Origin of the sequence: Flavobacterium sp. UBA4854 (genome assembly GCF_002399805.1) — a bacterium.
In the GTDB taxonomy this organism is placed as follows: Bacteria; Bacteroidota; Bacteroidia; order Flavobacteriales; family Flavobacteriaceae; genus Flavobacterium; species Flavobacterium ginsengisoli.
The window spans coordinates 20,091-40,760 of the sequence record NZ_DHEI01000045.1; the positions used below are offsets into that span (position 1 = coordinate 20,091).

15 protein-coding genes are annotated in these 20,670 nt (G+C 34.4%); 5 read left to right on the top strand and 10 right to left on the bottom strand.

Translation table 11 applies throughout. The features are described from left to right. Positions 1–4: 4 nt before the first annotated feature. The 3 genes from B3J44_RS06315 to B3J44_RS06325 are packed head-to-tail and all read right to left on the bottom strand — an operon-like array spanning position 5 to position 5,543. Complete coding sequence (locus tag B3J44_RS06315) at positions 5–2,416, bottom strand: ABC transporter permease (RefSeq protein WP_286966900.1); 2,412 nt, start codon at positions 2,414–2,416, stop codon at positions 5–7. Between the two features lies 1 nt (position 2,417). After that, entirely contained in the window at positions 2,418–4,829 is a 2,412-nt protein-coding gene (locus tag B3J44_RS06320; RefSeq protein ID WP_286966902.1) for an ABC transporter permease, read from the bottom strand. A 3-nt stretch (positions 4,830–4,832) separates the two neighbouring features. Further along, complete coding sequence (locus tag B3J44_RS06325; protein ID WP_286966903.1) at positions 4,833–5,543, bottom strand: ABC transporter ATP-binding protein; 711 nt, start codon at positions 5,541–5,543, stop codon at positions 4,833–4,835. A 286-nt stretch (positions 5,544–5,829) separates the two neighbouring features. On the opposite strand from B3J44_RS06325, the gene B3J44_RS06330 reads away from it, so the two are divergent. The 4 genes from B3J44_RS06330 to B3J44_RS06345 all read left to right on the top strand — a co-directional run bounded on the left by B3J44_RS06330 (position 5,830) and on the right by B3J44_RS06345 (position 11,502). Next, positions 5,830–7,179 (top strand): sigma-54-dependent transcriptional regulator, encoded by a 1,350-nt coding sequence (locus tag B3J44_RS06330; protein WP_286966904.1) that lies wholly within the window; start codon positions 5,830–5,832, stop codon positions 7,177–7,179. 2 nt (positions 7,180–7,181) lie between these two features. Then, a complete protein-coding gene (locus B3J44_RS06335) occupies positions 7,182–8,516 on the top strand; it encodes a sensor histidine kinase (protein ID WP_286966906.1) in 1,335 nt (444 codons plus the stop codon). A 107-nt stretch (positions 8,517–8,623) separates the two neighbouring features. Continuing rightward, a complete protein-coding gene (locus tag B3J44_RS06340; RefSeq protein WP_286966908.1) occupies positions 8,624–9,220 on the top strand; it encodes a biliverdin-producing heme oxygenase in 597 nt (198 codons plus the stop codon). A 5-nt stretch (positions 9,221–9,225) separates the two neighbouring features. Continuing rightward, positions 9,226–11,502 carry an ATP-binding protein gene (locus B3J44_RS06345; protein ID WP_286966910.1) on the top strand — a complete coding sequence of 759 codons (2,277 nt, stop codon included), beginning with the start codon at positions 9,226–9,228 and terminating at the stop codon, positions 11,500–11,502. 294 nt (positions 11,503–11,796) lie between these two features. Here the strand turns inward: B3J44_RS06345 and B3J44_RS06350 are convergent, their stop codons facing one another. Together B3J44_RS06350 and B3J44_RS06355 are read right to left on the bottom strand one after the other, a co-directional pair. Continuing rightward, positions 11,797–12,684 carry a DMT family transporter gene (locus tag B3J44_RS06350; protein ID WP_286966911.1) on the bottom strand — a complete coding sequence of 296 codons (888 nt, stop codon included), beginning with the start codon at positions 12,682–12,684 and terminating at the stop codon, positions 11,797–11,799. Position 12,685: 1 nt separating this feature from the next. Continuing rightward, a complete protein-coding gene (locus B3J44_RS06355) occupies positions 12,686–13,207 on the bottom strand; it encodes a GNAT family N-acetyltransferase (protein ID WP_286966913.1) in 522 nt (173 codons plus the stop codon). Positions 13,208–13,270: 63 nt separating this feature from the next. Between B3J44_RS06355 and B3J44_RS06360 the strand changes: the two genes are divergently transcribed. Beyond that, positions 13,271–14,134: a LysR family transcriptional regulator gene (locus B3J44_RS06360; protein ID WP_286966914.1), complete on the top strand. Its 864-nt coding sequence runs from the start codon at positions 13,271–13,273 to the stop codon at positions 14,132–14,134. Here B3J44_RS06360 and B3J44_RS06365 read toward each other — a convergent pair. The 5 genes from B3J44_RS06365 to B3J44_RS06385 form a co-directional block, all read right to left on the bottom strand. Next, complete coding sequence (locus B3J44_RS06365; protein WP_286966915.1) at positions 14,131–14,577, bottom strand: GNAT family N-acetyltransferase; 447 nt, start codon at positions 14,575–14,577, stop codon at positions 14,131–14,133. The genes B3J44_RS06360 and B3J44_RS06365 overlap by 4 nt on opposite strands. A 367-nt stretch (positions 14,578–14,944) precedes the next feature. Next, a complete protein-coding gene (locus B3J44_RS06370) occupies positions 14,945–15,271 on the bottom strand; it encodes a DMT family transporter (protein WP_026728926.1) in 327 nt (108 codons plus the stop codon). A gap of 243 nt (positions 15,272–15,514) precedes the next feature. Continuing rightward, positions 15,515–16,075 carry a Crp/Fnr family transcriptional regulator gene (locus B3J44_RS06375; RefSeq protein ID WP_286966919.1) on the bottom strand — a complete coding sequence of 187 codons (561 nt, stop codon included), beginning with the start codon at positions 16,073–16,075 and terminating at the stop codon, positions 15,515–15,517. 159 nt (positions 16,076–16,234) lie between these two features. After that, positions 16,235–17,725 carry a TolC family protein gene (locus tag B3J44_RS06380; protein WP_286966920.1) on the bottom strand — a complete coding sequence of 497 codons (1,491 nt, stop codon included), beginning with the start codon at positions 17,723–17,725 and terminating at the stop codon, positions 16,235–16,237. A 206-nt stretch (positions 17,726–17,931) separates the two neighbouring features. Beyond that, on the bottom strand, positions 17,932–20,670 hold a 2,739-nt coding region (locus tag B3J44_RS06385), incomplete at its 5' end, for an efflux RND transporter permease subunit (RefSeq protein WP_286966923.1).

The following is a 20,670-nucleotide window of genomic DNA, read 5'->3' on the forward strand; positions in this document are numbered from 1 at the left end:
TAGTTTACTCGTATTTTAAATATTTTAAAACATTTACTTTGGTCACTTGGTAGGCTTTTGCTAAAACAATCGTCAGCGTTAAAAACAACAGTGATACAAAAGCAACTAAGAATGGTAAAAACGGAATATCGATTCGAGAAGCAAAGTTTTCTAGCCATTTTTGCATCAATAAATAAGCGGGAACAATTCCGATTAAGAAACCAAGTGCGCAGAAAATTACATACTGTTTTGATAATTCCTTCAATAGAATATTGGTTTCCGCTCCAAGTGTTTTTCTAATGGCGATTTCGCGCAATCTTCTTTCCATAGAAAAAGAAGCCAAAGCAAATAATCCGAAAACAGCAATTAATATTACGACCACATTCAGCAGAGCAAACAAGTTTCTTTGATCCTCGTATTTTTTATAGGTTCTGGCAAAGTTTTTATCTACAAAATCATACTCAAAAGGATATTCCTGATCGACTTTAGATTTCCAGAATTTATTAATTGCAGCAATGGTTTCAGGCATTTGATCTGGCGATATTTTAACAGAAATATAGTGCATATCATTTGTAATCCAGTCAAAAGCATTGATATGGAAGAAAATCATTGGAGCGATATTATATTCCATTCCGACATAATGGAAATTTTTGACAATACCCACAACTTTAAATTTTTTCCCTCCAAAAGTGATATCCTGATTTACAGGTTCCTTTACTTGAAGCGTTTTTGCGGCGGTTTCATTCAATAAAGCACTCGAAATGCTGTCTGTTGCCAATTCAGGATTCAAATCTTTTCCTTTGATTACTTGGATTCCTAAAAGATTTAATTGTCCAAAGTCCATTGGCATTTGCTGTGTTATGACTGCTTTATTGGATTTATAATGAAGCTCTTGCCAAGAATTATCATTGCTTCCAATAGAAAACATTCCTGCAGAAACTCCTTCAACACCTTTAATTTTTTGTAGTTCTTGTTTAATGGTTTTGTACCTTTCGTATTGATTTTTTCCTTTTTGCGGTTTAAAAGAAATATCCATAACCTGAGATCCATTAAAACCTAAATCTTTCGCCATCATAAAGTTTACCTGTCTATAGACAATAAACGACCCGATAATAAAAAGGGTAGCAATAGAAAACTGCAAAACAAGCATTCCGTTACGAATCCAGACACCGTTCTTACTTCTCGAAAAATTGCCTTTTAATACTTTCAGTGTTTCAAAATTTGCAATGTAAACAGCAGGAAAAACGCCAGAAACAATAATTACAAAGCAGAAAATTAGAATTAACTGCAGGTAAAATTGAGTTCCAATTAGCATTAAGTCTTTGTTTAAAAAAGCATTATAAAAAGGAAGCGAAAGTTCTACGATTACCATTGCCAATAGAACCGAAAACAAAGTAATAAGAGTGGTTTCAAAAACAAACTGCATAACAATCTGCGATTTGGTGGCACCAACTATCTTGCGAACGCCAACTTCTTTTGCTCGCTTTACTGCATTTGCAGTAGCCATATTAATGTAGTTTACAACCGAAAGTATTAAAATTAAGATAGATAAACCCATTACAATTTTTAGAAATTGCAAATTGGCATTCTGTTCAGGAAATGCATAATTTCCTTGACGAAGCCTTGCTTTTGTAAACGGAAGAAGCCTTGTTTTTATAGGTTCTCCGTATTGCTTAATAAACTGTTCAATTGATAAGCCTTCAGCTTTTGCCTGTTTTTTGTAGTTGTCTTCAAGAAATATTTTATCTAAATTTTGAATAACAGCTGTTGTATCGCTAGGTCTTTTTAGCTTAAACATTAATCCGTAGCTAAAACCCCAGTTATCTTTGTTTTGTTCTAATTCCTCTTCTACAACAGGAGTAATTACCGAAGGCATTACTGACGATTTTTCAGGCGTTTTATATACACCGCGAACAACAAAAATTCGATCGGCGTATTTGACCTGTTTTCCCATTGGGTTTTCATTCTTAAAAATGCGCGCAGCAGTTTCTTTAGAAAGCACCATGCTGTTGCGATCGCTAAAAGCTGTCTTGGCATTACCTTGAATAAATTCAAAAGGAAAGAAAGAAAAGAAACTTCTTTCGGCTGAAAAGATTTTGTCAACCAATTCGATTTTTCCATTATACTGAATAGTTTCCGTGGTATAGTTTACTCTGAAATAGCAGTATTTATCCAAATATGAAGTAGTTGCATTAAGCATTTTACCTGGAATTGGAGAATTTGTTGTCCAGATATTTCCACCGCCAAAATCGTTCATTGCAATGAAAATTTTATCTTTCTCAGGGTTCCATTGATCATAAGAATGCTCGTCGTTCCAGTATAGAATCGCAAAAATTAAACCTGCAATTCCAATACTTAAGCCCAATATATTTAGGGCAGTAAAGAATTTGTTGTTCTTTATATGATAAACAAATATGTTTGTCCAATTTTTAAGCATCTTACTCGTATTTTAAGTATTTTAAAACATCCACTTTTGTTACTTGATAGGCTTTTAGCAATACTATTGTCAGTGTAAGGAAAAGCAAAGACACAAAAGCAAGAATAAAGGGTAGAAGAGTAATATCAATTCGGAAAGGGAAATTTTTAAGCCATTTCTGCAATAAAAAATAAGCAGGAACAATTCCGATAAAGAAACCAATGATACAGAAAACTACATATTGTTTAGATAGTTCTTTCAGTAAAGTATTGGTTTCGGCGCCAAGTGTTTTTCTGATCGCAATTTCTTTCAGTCTTCTTTCCATAGAAAAAGAAGCTAAGGCAAACAGCCCGAAAACGGCAATTAGAATCACAACAACATTCAATAATGCAAATAAGTTTCTTTGATCTTCGTACTTTTTAAAAGTTTTCGCAAAGTTTTTATCTAAGAAATTATACTCAAAAGGATATTCTGAATCTACTTTTTTAGACCAATAAGTTTTAAGTGCCGATATAGTTTGAGGCATATCTTTTGGTGAAACTTTTACTGTAATAGATCCGATATTACCTTGTGTCCATTTTTGGGTATTGATATGAAAGAAAATCATTGGACTAATCTCATAATCGAGACCATAATAATGAAAGTCTTTTACGACTCCCACAACTTTGTATTTTTGGCCTTGCCAGTCAATAATTTTATCCAAAGGATTTTTTTCATTTATTTTTTTGACTGCTACTTCATTAAGTAATACATTAGAAATCGTGTCGGAAGCCAGTTTTTCGGTAAGAAACCGTCCTTTAACTAATTTAACACCCAACATTTCCAGCATTCCAAAGTCAGAACCCAATTGCTGAACGAGAACTTCTGGAATGCTTTTATAATGTAATCCACCTTTTGAAGACCAATTTTCTCCAATAGCAAAAGCGCCAGCAGAAACGGCTTCAACACCTTTAAATTTCTTTATTTCCTCCTTTATGGTTTGATATCGCTTAAATTGTTCTTTGTCCTTTTGTGCTCTAAAAGTGATGTTCATTATTTGAGATCCGTTAAAGCCCAAATCTTTTTCTACCATAAATTGAACTTGCTGGTATACAATAACAGAACCGATAATAAAGAAAACAGCGATCGAAAACTGTAAAACAAGCATAGTGTTTCTAAGCCACAAACCGTTTTTGCTGTGCGAAAAATTTCCTTTTAAAACATTCAAAACTTCAAAATTTGAAATGTAAATTGCAGGAAAAACACCACTCACAATTACCACAAGAATAAAAATTACAACAAGCTGTAAATAAAATTGAGATCCGATAAGAACTAATTCTTTGTTTAAAAACTGATTGTAAAAAGGCAGAGAAACTTCCACAATAACAAGTGCCAATAATAAAGCAAAAAGCATGGTTAGGGCAGTTTCAAATATAAATTGAAGAACAATCTGTCCTTTTGTGGCACCAATTATTTTTCTCACGCCAACTTCTTTTGCTCGTTTTATAGCATTGGCTGTAGCAAAATTGATATAATTTACAATTGACAGCAATAAAATCACAATTGATAAACCCATCAAGATTCGTAAAAACTGAAGATTTCCTGTTCCTTCTGGAAACGGATAACTTTCATTGTGAAGTCGAGAATTTTCAAAAGGAACAACTATGGTTTTCAATGGCTCACCGTATGTTTTTATAAACAATTCAAGCGTCATTCCTTCATTTCTTGCTTGTCTTTTATAGTTTTTTTCTATAAAAATTTCATCTAAAGATTTGGCTACAAATCCGGCATCACTCTTGTTTTTCAATTTTAAGATTAAACCAAAATTAAAGCCCCAGTGGTCTTTATGTTTTTTAAGATCTTCTTCGATGCTGTTGGTAACCGCGCTTGGCATTACAACAGATTTTCCAGGCATTTTGTAAACGCCTCGAACAACATACATTTTGTCGGCATATTTTACTTGCTTACCAACTGGATTTTCATTTTTAAATAATTGAAAAGCAGTTTCCTCTGAAAAAACAATACTTTGTGGTTCTTGAAGTGCTGTTTTTGCATTGCCATATTTGAATTCATAAGGGAAAAAAGAAAAGAAACTTTTCTGTGCAGAAAAGATCTTATCAACGATTTCTATTTTGCCATTATATTGTACCGTTTCCTTGGTGTAATAGTCATTGAAATAACAATAATTTTCTACATATGGAGTAGACGATTTCAATAATGGCGCGGTAATAGCAGAGTTTGTCGCAAAAATATTTCCTTTTCCTACATTGTTCATAACAATAAATGTCTTATCCCTTTCAGGATTCCATTTATCATACGAGTATTCATCATTCCAATACAGCGTTGCAAAGATCAAACCCGCAATTCCAATGCTAAGACCTAGAATGTTCAGAGCTGTGAAAAGCTTATTATGCTTTAATTGATAAATAAATATATTAATCCAATTCTGAAGCATAAACTAGTTGTTAGAATTAACTAAAACATCAACATTTCTATGATTTACTTTTTCGGAAAGGATTTCACCATCTTTCATTAAAATTGTTCTTTGAGAGAAAGAAGCGTCATAATCTGAGTGCGTTACCATCAAAATTGTCGATCCGCTGGCATGAAGATCGGTCAACAATTCCATTACTTCATTTCCGTTTCGGCTGTCTAGGTTTCCTGTTGGTTCATCGGCCAAAATAATTTTCGGATTATTGATTAAAGCTCTTGCTACGGCTACACGCTGTTGCTGTCCGCCTGAAAGCTGTTGCGGAAAATGCTTCAATCTATGAGCGATTCCCAAAATTTTTGCCATTTCGTTTACGCGTGATTTTCTTTCGGCAGAAGGAACATTGTTATAAATTAAAGGCAGTTCGATGTTATCAAAAACCGATAATTCGTCAATTAAATTGAAGTTCTGGAAGATGAATCCGATGTTTTCTTTTCTGGCTTGCGCTCTAGACTTTTCTTTTAAGCCAACCATTTCCTGATCCAAAAGCTGGTAACTTCCGCTAGAAGCGCTATCCAGAAGTCCAATGATGTTCAATAAAGTCGATTTTCCGCTTCCAGACGGTCCCATAATCGATACAAAATCGCCTTGATTGATGGTTAACGAAATTTCACTTAATGCTTTGGTTTCTAATTCCTCAGTTCTAAATACTTTTGAAAGTTTTGTAATGGTAATCATAATTTTGACTGTTTTAATTTTTGATTGATTTTCTTTTAAAATTTTTATGTCCTCGGAAATGAAAGAAACAAGTCTGAAAATTAAGATAAATTATTTTTAATTTATCGCTATTTATTTTGTTATTTGTACTTCCGAAAGAGGTTAATTATTAATGATTTACAAGTTCTAATGTGATTTTCGTGCCAGTAAATTAAACATTGTAAATACCTTGTTTTTAAGGGATTATTTTTCTGAATGAATTTAAACTGTCCATAAGTGGACACCTTTCGTCCAAAACTGAACAATAATGAAAAAGACCAACGCATCTATTTTAATCATCGACGATCAAGAAGACATTCTTTTTGCGTCAAAAGTCTACCTGAAAAAGTATTTTGAAAACATTTATACGCTCAATAATCCGAAAAACATTGTCGAATTGTTGGCAAAAAATGCCATTGATGTTGTTCTTTTAGACATGAATTACAGATTAGGATTTGAAGATGGAAGGGAAGGTTTATATCTATTGAAAGAAATAAAAACGCTTTCGCCTAAAACGGTGGTAATTCTAATGACTGCTTTCGGAAAAGTAGAAACAGCTGTTGAAGGCTTAAAATCGGGTGCTTTTGATTATATTCTCAAACCTTGGGAGAATAAAAAGCTTTTAGAATCGGTAAAACAAGCTGTAGACAAAGCAAGAAAAGAACAGAAGAAAAACAAGGAAGTTGAGATAAAAGAAGAATTTTTTGTTGGCAGTTCTGAGATTATAAAAAAGGCTTATTCTCTGGCAGATAAAGTCGCAAAAACAGATGCAAATGTTCTGATTTTGGGCGAAAATGGAACAGGAAAATTTGTTCTCGCACATCATATTCATACACAATCCGAAAGGAAAAACCAGCCGTTTATTGCGGTTGACTTGGGTTCTTTAAATTCTAATATTTTCGAAAGTGAATTGTTTGGTTATGCCAAAGGCGCTTTTACAGATGCTAAAACCGATACAGCCGGACGTTTTGAAATGGCACAGAACGGAACCATTTTTTTGGATGAAATAGGAAATGTGCCACTTCATTTGCAATCAAAATTGCTACAAGTTATTCAAACTAAAACGGTGACAAGATTAGGAGAAACCAAAGCGAGACCTTTGAATGTGAGAATTATTACTGCAACAAATTTGAACCTGAAATTAGAAGTTGCTGATAAAAACTTCCGTGAAGATTTGTATTATCGTATAAACACGATGGAAATTATTTTGCCTCCGTTAAGAGAAAGACATGAAGATAAAATTCCGCTTGCGGAATATCTTTTGGATAAAATGATTGAAAAATATAGCCGTGACGAAATCACTTTTGATAAAAAAGTCTTGGAACAGATTGAAAAACATGCTTGGAATGGAAATATTCGTGAAATGGAAAATAAGATTGAACGTGCCGTTATTCTCTGCGAAAACAATACCATCACGGTTTCTGATCTGGATTTAGAAACAATAACGCCTTATGAGGAAAACTCAGATGATGTTCAGCTTTCTTCGGTTGAAAAAGCAGCGGTTGAAAAAGCACTGCTTAAAAACAATAATAATATCAGTAAAACAGCCGAAGAATTAGGACTGTCAAGAGGCGCGCTGTATAGACGTTTGGAGAAATTTAATATCAATATCGACTAATTATGCTAAGGACTTTACAAACTTATAAACTCCTTTTTCTGCGATTAATTTTTATCGTGATCGGAATCGAATTGTCGCTGTATTTCTTTAGAATTGGTTTGCTCTTTACGGGAGTTTTTGGTCTCTGCATGGTTTTTCTGCTAGGAAGGGAAATGTATTTTTATGTTAGAAATATGGTCTTGATTTATAATAAAACCATTTCTTCGATATTGCAGGATGATTTTAGTTCCGATTTTTCGAAGCATAAATTCAATAGTACTTATAATGAGTTGTTTACTTTGTATGAAACTTTAAAAAGTAAACAAAATGAGCAAGTTACGAGAGATATTATTTATCGTTCGATTTTAAACAATATAGAATCGGGTGTAATTATTTTACAGAAACAAGAAAGCGATTGGAGTATTTTTTTGATGAATGATTACTTTTCGAGCCATTTTAATGTTCCGAAAGTTTCAAAATGGAAATACCTGAAAAACCAGTTGCCATCTTTGTGTGAAATAATCGAAGAAGATGATTTTCATGAAATTAAAACTTCAATCGAGCTTAGTATAAACGAACAAAGCAAACAGACGTTTGTTTTGCAGGCTTCTCGTACTGAAATTTTTGGACAGGATTATTTTATTGTTCTATTAGATTCTATTCAGAATGTTGTAGAAAAGAAAGAAAAAGATGCTTGGATTAATTTGATGAAAGTGATTTCGCATGAATTGCTAAATTCTATAACACCAATTCGTTCAATCTGCCAGAATTTGGAAGATTTGGTAGAACAAGATTCGCTTTCGACAGAAGACTTAGAAGATATAAAAAATAGCGTGCAGACGATGCTGAGACGAAGCGACCATTTGCAGAAATTTGTTGAAGGGTATCGAAAACTGGCTATGTTGCCTTCTCCTAAAAAAGAAAAAGTAGCATTGCCACAGCTGGTTGAAAATTGCATTCAGGTTATGAATCCTTTGTTTAGGAAAAGTAATATTGAAGTCAAAAATGCTGTTACCCAAAATTATCTTATAAATGTCGATTCGCAGCAAATAGAACAGGTATTAATTAATTTATTGACAAATTCTATTAATGCTTTAGAAAATAGTAATACGAAGCAAATTTCGATTTCGGCGGAAGCCAAAAACAACCGTATTTTTATAAAAGTTTCGGACTCAGGAAAAGGCATTGAAAAAGAAATTGAAGAAAAAATATTTCTTCCGTTTTTCACGACCCGAACCGAAGGAGCAGGAATTGGACTTACTTTGTCTAAAAATATTATTGAAGCGCACGGCGGTTATATTTCGCATAAAACTGAAGACGGAAAAACATTTTTTGAAATTAGTTTAATTGAAGATTGATAGAATAACGGTTAAAAAGCATTTTTAAAATTGGGCTAATTTTTTTTGCTTAAATTTGTGAAAGAGGAGTTGCAAATTGACTCTTGTAAATAAATAATATTAAAATAATGAGCACAAATCCAACTTCTTCAGTAGCTTCAAGCTTTCTTAATGATCTAAAAACGCAAACTGCTGATTCTCATAAAAAATTAGAAGAACTTCCAGTTTCCATGTCAATTATGTCTCCCGATATGAAAATTGATGAATATGCAAAATACTTAAATCTGATGCATGATGTTCATCAAAATACAGAGGAAACGATTTTTCCTTTATTTGCCAATCAAATTGACGATTTAGAACAAAGAAGAAAAAAACAGCTTATAGAAGCAGACCTTTCATTTTTAAATTACGAATTAACTCCTTCTGAGACAGTTTTTAAGACCAAAGAAATTTCGGTTCCTTTTGCACTTGGTATTTTATATGTTGTTGAAGGTTCAACATTGGGCGGAAGATTTATTTTAAAAAATGTTTCAAAAGTGCCACAACTTTCAGGAGATAAAGGCGTTTCTTATTTTAATGGTTATGGAGAAAAAACAGGAAGTTTCTGGAAAACTTTCTTGAGTTTTCTTTCTGAATATGAACAAGAAAATAATTGTGGAGATGCTATCATAGAAGGAGCTGTATTTGCTTTTGATAGTATTTATAATCACTTTGAGAGCAGATAAAAAGAATGAAGATTAAGGATATAGTTAATCGCGATATCGTTACGTTAACCAACTGTGAGCATGAGCCTATACACATACCAGGTAAGATTCAGCCTCACGGTTTTTTAATTGGTGTTACTTCCAATTGGAAAATAGATTTTTGTACAGAGAATATTTCAGTCTTTTTAGATTTGCTTCACACGCAGGTTTTAGGAAAAGATTTCGCGGCTGTTTTTGGTGCAAATGCAGAAAAGCAAATTCTAGAATATATTAATGAAGATAAAATTCAGGATGTTTTTCCGTTAGAAATAGAGCTTTTCAATAAATTATTTCAAATCAGCATACATAAGAGTCATGATATTTATGTTTTAGAGGCCGAACCTCAATTTCCTGGTAAAGAAAAACTGGCAGACGTTTATACACAGACTATTCAGTTTGTGACGCAGATGAATAATACCAAATCGCTGAAAGATTTGTGCGCACTTGTAGCACAGGGAACACGCGAAATTACTGGTTATGACCGTGTCATGATTTATCGTTTTGACGAACAGTATAATGGGGAAGTTTTTGCTGAAAACTGCCGAGAAGATTTAGAGCCTTTTTTAGGATTGCATTATCCACATACCGATATTCCAGCTCAGGCGAGAGAATTATACATTAAAAATCAGCTTAGATTAATTGTAGATATTGATTATAAGCCAGTTCCTATTTATACCGTTGATGATAAAGAAGGAAAAAATCTCGATTTAAGCCTTTCTATATTAAGAAGTACATCGCCGATTCACGTAGAATATCTAAAGAATATGGGAGTTGGCGCAACCTTAACAATTTCCTTAATTCACCATGATAGATTATGGGGATTAATTGCCTGTCATCATTATTCAGAAAAGAATATTTCGCCAGAAATTAGGCTTGCCGCAAAGCTTCAAGGGCAATTCATTACGTCTCAAATTGATATTCGCCAATCAAATGATGAGAATATAAATGCGCAGAAAACCAATGTGGCATTCGAACAGCTAACCAGTCTTGATCTTCCGATTTTACAAAATTCATTGGAAACAATTGCGGCAATGCCTCAATTGCTAGAACTTTGCAATGCTGCTGGTGTTTCTATTGTATCCAGAGAAAAAATCTACAAAAACGGATTAACGCCTTCTGATGAAAAAATTACGGCGCTGATTGAAGCTATTGCAAATAAATTCCCGAACGAAATCTTTGTAACCAATAAAATCAGCGATGATTTTTCTGAAACAGTACAAGATTCCAGTTTTGCAGGTATTATTTATCATTCTTTAGGAAATAATGATCATATAATATGGTACAGACCAGAGACCATTTCTGAGATTAATTGGGGAGGCGATCCTGAAAAAAGTATTATAAAGGACAGTAACGGACTTCATCCGAGAAATTCGTTTAATATCTGGAAACAAATTGTCAAAAACCAAAGTAGTAACTGGAAACAATACGAAATTAATGCGGCGGTTAAATATGCGCATGCTTTACACAATCAGCTTATTTTGATTATGTTGAGTGAAGAAGAAGAGAAATACCGTAGTCAAAGCGAACTATTAAAAGAAACCAATTCGGAACTTGAAAATATCAACTGGATCAGTACACATGATTTGCAGGAACCGTTGCGTAAAATTCAGCTCATTACTTCAAAAATGCTTTCAGAATTAGATGTTATATCTACAGAATCAATTTCAAATTCTTTACAGCGCGTTTCTAAATCTGCCAACAGAATGAGTGGTTTGCTGGAAGATATCCTAAAATATACCCGTATAAAAAATACAAGGGACAAGCTGGAAGAAGTAGATTTAAACAAAATACTGAAGTCTACAATTAAAGAAATGCATGAAACTATTGCAGAAAGTAAAGCTATAATTGAGCATGAAAATCTTCCTGAAGTGCACGCTATCAGCTTTTTAATGCGCCAGTTGTTCATCAATATTCTTCAGAATTCAATAAAATATGCTTCTTCAGAAAGACAGCCTAAAATTGTAATAACGGCTTCTCAGGAACCTGTTTTGATTCATGATAGATACAAAGTATATTGCCATTGGGTTTGTTTTTCTGATAACGGAATTGGTTTTGAACAGCAATATGCAGAATCTATTTTTAAAGTTTTTACAAGACTCCATACGCAAGAACAATACACAGGTTCGGGCGTTGGACTTGCTTTATGTAAGAAGATTATGCAGGCAGTTGGAGGAGATATTCGAGCAGAAGGAAAACCAAATCAAGGTGCCGATATTATTATTTATTTCCCTTGCGATCCCGAAGACACATTATTGGCTTTGTAAATAAATTTTTTTCACGCAGATTCAGCGGTTTTAAGCAGATTTTAATAGATTATAAAATGGATCTGTTTAAATCTTTTAAATCTGCGTGAAATTCATATAAAAGGAAAACCAAATCAAGGTACCGATATTATTATTTATTTCCCTTGCGATCCCGAAGACACATTATTGCCTTTGTAAATAATTTTTTTTTCACGCAGATTCAGCGGATTTAAGCAGATTTTAATAGATTATAAAATAGAATCTGTGTTGATCTGCTTAAATCTTTTTAAATCTGCGTGAAATCTTTTAAAAATATTAATTTTTTCTAATCAGCATTTTTAATTTTTGGCTTTTAAAATTGACTTCAGAAATAATAGTCGCTGAGAAAATTAAAGTTCCGCCCAAAAGCAAGCGCCATGAAAGATTTTCTCCTAAAATAAAAAACGCTCCTATTGCCCCGAAAACGGGTTCAAACAAATAAATAACAGCTACACGTTCTGCCGATAAATAGCGTTGCGAAATGTTTGAAACCGTGTACATAAATGCTGTAGAAAACAAAGCGCAATAAACGGCACCAAGCCAAAAGGTATCGTTTTTAGGAAACCAAACGGCTTGCGAATCGGTAAGCGCGATGCAAAAAGTAAATAAAGCACAAAACGCAAACATAGGAACAATCGAGTACAAAAGATTTTTGGCTGCAGAATGTTTTTCGACAGAAATCAAGTAAACAGCAAAAGCAAATGCACCAGAGATTGTAAATAAATCGCCAACGTTTATGGTAAATTTATCGGTTATAGCAATAATAAATAATCCTGTTAAAGCAGTGAGAGCGGCAATCCAAATTTTTAAAGGAGTATTCGTTCTATAAATCGCTAATTTCAACATCGGAATAATAATTACTGTTAGCCCTGCAATGAAAGAACATTGTGAAGCATCGGTATATTTGAGTGCGGTTGTCTGTAATTGAATTCCTAAAAACATTGGAACTGCAAGTATAAAACCTGTTTTGATAGCTTCTCTATTAATGTCTTTAACGTATTTCCAAAAAACTATACTTAACACAACTACAGCCAGCAAGAAACGGTAAAACAAAAAAATGTTTAGCGAATAGTGGCCAATTGCCATTTTGGTAACCGAGTAAGAAACTCCCCAAAATGCAGTGCCAAGAATTAGTAAAAACAATAATAACTGTCTTCTTTCCATTTTAAATCAATACTTTTTTCATCATTAAATCGGTTTGTTCGTCGTCACCTAATCTGAAAATATGCGTATCAAATTGTACGAAACCATTTTTAGTGTAGAAACTTACAGCTCTGAAATTCTTCTCCCATACGCCAAGCCACATGTACGAAGCTTTTATTTCTTCGGCGATTTCTTCTGCTTGAGCATATAATGCCTGAGCAACTTTTTTGCCATGAAATTCCTTAGCTACATAAATACGTTCTATTTCTAAGGCATTTAAATCTTCTTTTTCGGTTTGTGCATCGGATGTATTCAATTTTAAGTAACCGACTATTTTTTCATCTAAAACAGCTAAATAGAAATACGATGACGGATTGTTTAATTCGGCTGTAAGCTTTTCTGCAGCGAAACTTTCTTCCAAGTATCTTTTCATGTTTTCTTCACTGTTGACGTCGGCAAAAGTTTCAGAAAAAGTTTGTCTGCCAATTGATTGAAGTTTTAAAACATCTTCAGTTGTGGCTTTGGTTATTTTTAGCGTGTTCATTTTTTATTTCTTTAATGCGTTTAAAGCTGTTTTTTATTCTTGATAAATGCGTAAATTGCATCAATGGATTTACAGCAGATTAAATATTTTTTGGCTTTGGCCCGTGAACTTCATTTCTGGAATACCGCCGGAAAAATGAATATTACACAATCGGCACTCAGCCGTCAGATTCAGTCTCTTGAGAATCAGCTTGGCGTTCAGTTGTTTGAGCGTAATAAACGCAACGTTAAACTTACTGCTGCTGGTCAGTTCTTAAAAGAAAAATGGGAGGTTGAATTGAGTAAACTAGAGTTTATTCATCAATCTGCCCGCCAAATTCAGCTAGGCGAGAGTGGTACGATTACCATTTCTCATCCCGATTCTATTTCGGCTTCTCTAATGCCCGAAATTTTGTTGCGTATTTCAGAAGCTTTTCCAAAATTAAAAATCAAGCTGGTTCAGGTGCTGTACGAGAATCAGCAGGATTTTCTGCGAAATTATAAAATAGATCTGGCGATTACCAGAGATATCAATAATTCAAAAGATATTCAATCTCAAAAAATATATACCGATCACTTAGCAGTTGTTGTTCCCGAGAATCATCCGTATCAAACATTTGAAGATTTAAATAAAGAAACCCTCGCTTCTCAGAAATTTATTTTACCAACAAATGACGAAGGCAGCAGTTACAGCGATCTTATTCAGAGATTATTCAATTCTTTGGAGAACGCACCAGAAGCCTATCTTCATTCTGAATTTGGTTCTTCTATAATCGCTTTAGTCCGCAAAGGACTCGGAATTGCCATTTTACCCGATTCGTATGTCTTTCATGAAATTCCAGGAATTCGATTTATCAAATTACCGCTAGAAACCGATTTATATGTCAATTGGAGAACCGAAGATCATAATCCGGTACTATCCAATGTTTTGAAATTGATTATTCCTTAAACTCTAAGCATTCCGATATGCGGAATCCCGTCTTCATCATACACTTCTCCTTGTTCTACAAATCCCAAAGACTGATAGAATTTGGATAAATGGTATTGCGCACTAATTCGGATTGGACCTTTTCCGAATTTCTCTTCGCAGCCCGCAATTGAAGCTTCCATTAGTTTTACTCCTAAACCTAATCCACGATGCGATTTGGCAATTACAACTCTTCCTATTGAAACTTCATCATACGATACTCCTTTTGGAAGTAAGCGCGTCACACCTGCCAATTCATTATCAACGTAATACAATAAATGAAAACCTTTCTGGTCTTTATTGTCTAAATCGAGATAAGGACAATTTTGTTCTACTACAAAAACATCGCTTCTTAACCGAAGCATATTGTACATTTCGTAATTGGTTAATTCGTCAAAAGATTTAATGGAATGGCTGAATGTCATTTTTTATTTTAGGCTTTAATTTTTGGCAAATATAAAGCAGAGAATAATGATTAAAAATGCTATTTTTTTATCATGTGATGCTGGAATTGCATTAGTGTGTGAAGTCGAAAACTTTGTCAAAGTTTTAAACTTTGACAAAGTTCAGGCAACAGTTTGTCATTCCAACGAAGGAGGAATCTCCGCAATTAGCTCCGTTCAGAATAGTTGCCAATCTTTGTAGCGTTTCTTGTGGAGATTCCTCGTTCCTCGGAATGACAAGATTGGGGAAATTTCCAAGATTGAGGAAATTCCTATGTGTTTAAAACAAAAAAACTTTGTCAAAGTTCGAAACTTTGACAAAGTTGTATCCAATTTGTGTAATATATTTTTAGTGAGAAACTGCCTTTAAACCAACAATAGAACCAACTAAAGTAGCCAAGAAAAACAATCTCCAGAAAGCTGCAGGTTCTTTAAAAACAAAGATGCCCACTAGAACCGTTCCAACAGCTCCAATTCCTGTCCAGACAGCATAAGCAGTTCCCAATGGAAGTGTTTCCGTAGCTTTCATTAATAAAAGCATACTTACAGTTAACGAAATAAAGAAACCAATATACCAATAGTACATTTCAGTTCCAGTAGTTGCTTTTGCTTTTCCAAGACATGATGCGAAGGCTACTTCAAATAGACCCGCGATGATTAAAATAATCCAGTTCATATAGTTAAAATTTTGTGATGCAAAGTTCTTTTATGGAAATCAGAAAAAAATTAACAAATGATAAAAAATGAAGTTATTTTAATCTGTTTTACACAAGAACTAAAATCTAATTTGATCTGCTAAAATCTGTGTAAATCTGCGTGAAATACCTTTTCGTATGGAATTTTTCACGCAGATTTACACAGATTAAAGCAGATTTGTTCAGATTTAAATGTCGAGTTTTAAAAAAAATCTCTTAAAAGGTTATTTTATTTCCGCACGAATTCTGCTTAAACTTACTTGTGTAATTCCTAAATAAGAAGCAATATGTCCTAGTTGAACTCTTTGTAAGAGTTCGGGATGATCTTTCATTAATTCCAAATAACGTTCAGACGCATTTTTGAACTGTTTAGAAATTAAACGTTCTTCGGTTTTGATTAATTCTTTTTCTGCAAATTTTCGTCCCCAATTGGCTATATGAACGTCTTCATTAAAAAGTTTTCTAAGATTTTCTGTTTTGAGTTCGTACAATTCACAGTCTTCCAAAAGCTCGATGGTTTCATATCCAGGCTGGTCTTCAACATAACTTTTCATCGAAATAATGGTTTCACCTTCTTTTCCAAACCAAAACGTAACTTCATTATCTCTTTCTACATAAGCTCGGACCAATCCTTTCTTTATAAAATAAATATTCGATTCTACTTTATTGGCTTTTAGCAAAATATGCCCTTTAGAAAATGTTATTTCTGTAACATTGTTTTGCAAAGCGAACTTAGATTGCTCAGGAAGTTGGTGTATGTGATCAAGAATTTTGGAAATATCCATCAACGGAATTTTATTATTTTGGAATAAAGGTAAAAAGTAAACGGTAAAATGAGTGTTGGTTTTATAAAAAAAATCCCGTTTCAAAATAGAAACGGGACTTAAAAACAACCTCTGCGATGAGCTATTATAAACAGAAGCCATTTTTGACCAACATATAAACTAATTTATTCCTCCACCTAAAGCTTTGTAAAGCAATACTTGTGAGTTTGCATTTCGAAGTTGGATATCAACAAAATCCAATTCGGCCTGCAATTTATTTTTTTGAGCATTGATTATTTCCAGATAATTGGCATAACCGCTCAAATACAAGTCGTTTGAGACATTTACAGCAATTTCGAGATGATCAATTTCGTTCAATTTATATTTTAAAATATCTTCATAAGCTTCATTTCGGTGCAGTAAAGCGCTCAATTCGTTGAACGCTGTCGTCACTGCATTTTGATATTGAAGAAATGAGATTTCCTGTCTTCTGTTCGAAACATAAAATTCTTGTTTGATCTGTCCTTTATTGAAAACAGGAGCTGTTAAACCTCCTAATAACTGCCAGGCAAAAGAACCCGCGTCAAAAAGAGTGTTGAATGAAAACGAGTTGAAACCTGCATAACCGCCCAAATTTACCGTTGGAAAAAAGGCAGCGCGAGCCGATTTAGCATCTGCGTTACTTGCTAATAATTCGAAGTAAGCTTCAGATACATCAGGTCTTTTATGAATGATAGAATCTACGCTTATTTTTTGGTTTAAGACCTCTAAATGTCCAGCGAGAAAGTCGCTGCTTCGGTCAATTTTTCCACCATATTCCCCCAAAAGAGTCAATAAAGCTTTCTCCGTCTGATCAATGCTTAAATGCAGTTCTGAAGCTTCTGCATGAATGTTATTGTTTTGGGCATTAAACTGTTGTACGGCCAATTCTGTCGCTTTTCCGACAGATCTTTGAGCCGATACAATATCAAGAGCTCTTTCCTGTGTTTTTAAGTTGTTATCGTAAATCGACTTTTGTTTGTCTAATGCAATCAGTTTGAAATATAAGTCAGCAACATCACTTAAAAGACGCGTTTGCAACAATCGCATTCCTTGCTGAGAAGCAAAAAATCGTTGTTGTGCAGCTTTTTTACGATTGCTCAGTTTTCCCCATATATCAGCTTCCCAAGAAACTTTTGCTCCTAGAAAAAAGTTAGGGGTAACATCTTCGTTGATTCTTTGCTTGTCTGTAATATTCTGAGAAAAATTAGTATCAAAGTTACCAACTCCGTCCATTGTATATTTTCCGTAATGTGTTCCAGAAGCATCGGCAACAAAATCTAAAGAGGGAAGAAGCGCCAGTTTTGCCACTTTTAAATGAGAATTGGCAATCAGGATTCTTTCCTGCATGATTAAATAATCAGGATTTTTGGCAATGGCTTTTTTTAGCAATTCCTCTAATTTAGGATCTTTAAAAAAAGTTTCTGTTTTTAATGGAATAAAAGTCTCACTTGATGCTTCTTTTCTTTGTGCATCAAAATTTTCTGGAAGCTTTGCAGCGTCTAGTTTAGTGCTAACTTTTGGTGCAGAACAAGCTGTTACAAGTAAAATTCCGGTTATTATAAAGGCACTTTTGGTTGTCCTTAGAAACTGTATTTCAGTATGTTTATATTGATTTAATATCTCTTTCATTGTTTAATTTTATTTGTTCAATCTGCCAAGCATTTTTTAATCGTATTCATTAGCTTAGATTAATCTGTGTAAATCTGCTTTAATCTGTATTAGTCTGCGTGAAAAAAACTATGCGTAAAAAAATATTTCACGCTCCCGATCGCTATCGGGATTAAAAGATTGTTGCAGATCAAATTAGATTTATTTACTCTATTTTGCTCAACGAATTAATTGTTTGACTTGCTCATTCGTTTTTCCAATTTCGCAAACAGTATGTAAAGTCCAGGAATGATTAAAAGACCAAATACAGTTCCGATAAACATTCCACCCGCTGCTGCTGTTCCGATCGAACGGTTACCAATTGCACCCGCACCAGAAGCGATACATAACGGAATTAAACCTGAAATAAAAGCAAAAGAAGTCATCAAAATAGGACGGAAACGAAGTCTTGCTCCTTCAATCGCCGCTTCGACAATATCACGTCCAAGCTTATTCTGTGCCATCGCAAACTCTACAATCAGAATGGCGTTCTTGGCGAGCAGACCAATCAGCATGACGAGTGCTACTTGAGCATAAATATTATTGTCCAGTCCGACCATTACAAGCGCGATGTAAGAACCAAAAACTCCAACCGGAAGACTTAATAATACAGGGAACGGAAGCAATAAACTTTCGTATTGTGCGGCAAGCAATAAGTATACAAATAGTATACAAAGGGCAAAAATGTAGATGGTTTGGTTTCCTGATAAAATCTCTTCACGCGTCATACCAGACCATTCCAACTCGAAACGGCTTGGCAATTTTTCTGCAGCAATTTTTTCGACAGCGGCAATGGCATCTCCAGAGCTATAACCTTCAGCAGGTTCGCCGTTAATCATAGCTGACATGTACATGTTGTAACGCGTTAAAACCTCTGGTCCATAAACTCTTTCTAGCTTGATAAAAGTAGAAAATGGAACCATTTCGCCTACATCATTTTTCAAATACATATCCAAAATACTTTCTGGATTTTGACGGAATTGCGGACTTGCCTGAACCATTACTTTATACATTTGAGAGAAACGGATAAAGTTGGTGGCATAAAATGAACCCAACATGGTTTGCAAAGTAGACATAGCATTGTCTACCGAAATTCCTTTTTTGGCCGCCAAATCGTAATCAATATGAATTAAATACTGCGGAAAAGTGGCATCAAAACTCGAGAAAGAGTTCTGAATTTCTGGCGAAGCATTTAATTCTTTTATGAATTCTTTGGTCACTTTATCGGTATTGGTAATACTTCCTCCAGATTTATCCAGCAAACGAAGCTCAAAACCACTCGTGTTACCAAAACCAGGAACAGTTGGTGGTGCAAAAATCTCTATTTGTGCATCGGTAATGTTTTTGGTTTTTTCTGTAAGTTCTGCCATGAATTCGGTTACCGAAATATCACGTTCACTCCAGTCTTTTAGGTTGATCATTCCCATTCCGTACGAAGCTCCAGCGATTTCGGTTACAATGCTGTATCCTGCAAGAGTTGTTACGTTATCTACACCTTTTATGCCTTGGGCAATTTTAGTTACTTCGTCCAAAGCTTTTTCAGTACGTTCTACAGTTGCTCCTTGTGGCGTTGTAACACTTACGTAAACCATTCCCTGATCTTCCGTCGGGATAAATCCTGACGCTAAAAACTTGGTTGTTCCCCATGTAAGGATGCAAAACAATACTAATAATCCAATGGTAACAGTACTGCGATCAGCAAATTTTACTAATACTTTGATGTATTTTGAAGTAATATTATCAAACCAATGGTTGAATCTGTTGAAGAAACGATCTAAAAGCGATTTTTTCTCTTTATTCGGATCGTGCGCTTTTAGCATAATAGCACAAAGAGCAGGAGTAAGGGTAAGTGCGTTAATACCAGAAATTACGATACTTATTGCCATTGTCAATGAGAACTGTCTGTAGAAAACCCCCACAGGACCGCTCAAGAACGCAACCGGAATAAACACGGCAGCCATTACAATTGTAATTGCAATAACGGCTCCGGTGATTTCTTTCATGGCACTAATGGTAGCTTCCATTGGCGACATATGTTCTTCGGAGATTTTTACGTGAACGGCTTCGACGACGACAATCGCGTTATCGACCACAATTCCGATAGAAAGTACTAAAGCGAAAAGTGTCAATAAGTTGATTGAGAATCCCATCATCGACATAAAAGTAAACGAACCAATAAGCGCCACAGGAACTGCCAATACTGGAATTAAAGTCGATCTCCAATCTTGAAGGAAAAGGAAAACGACGAAAGCCACTAAAAGAAAGGCTTCAACCAGTGTTCTCAAAACTTCGTGAATCGAAGCATCAAGGAAACGAGATACGTCATAAGCAATGTTGAATTCCATTCCAGGAGGAAAAGAAGAACCTTTTAATTCGGTCATTTTTTCTTTTACGCTAGCAATAACTTCAGAAGCATTCGAACCTGGACGTTGTTTCAACATGATTGATGCTGAAGGTTTTCCATCGGTTTTAGAAACCATTCCGTAACTCATCGCACCAAATTCGATTTTCGAAATGTCTTTCAATCTTAAAATAGTTCCGTCTGAATTGGCTCTTAACGGAATTTCTTCATATTGACTTGGCTCAAAGAATTTTCCGCCATATTTAATTACGTATTGCAGTTGATTGTTCATTTGTCCTGAACCTTCACCCACTTTACCAGGTGCGGCAGAAATATTTTGTTTTTGAAGTGAAGCAATAACTTCATTTGCCGAAATATTATACGAAAGCATCTTTTCTGGATCTAACCAAACACGCATCGAATATTCTTTCTGCCCCATGATTTCGGCACGTCCGACACCATCAATACGCTTTAATTCCTGTAGAATATTAATATCGGTAAAGTTGAAGATAAATTGCTCGTCCTGAGTTTTGTCGGTACTTGTAATGTTCAAGTACATCAACATACTGTTTACCTCTTTTTCGGT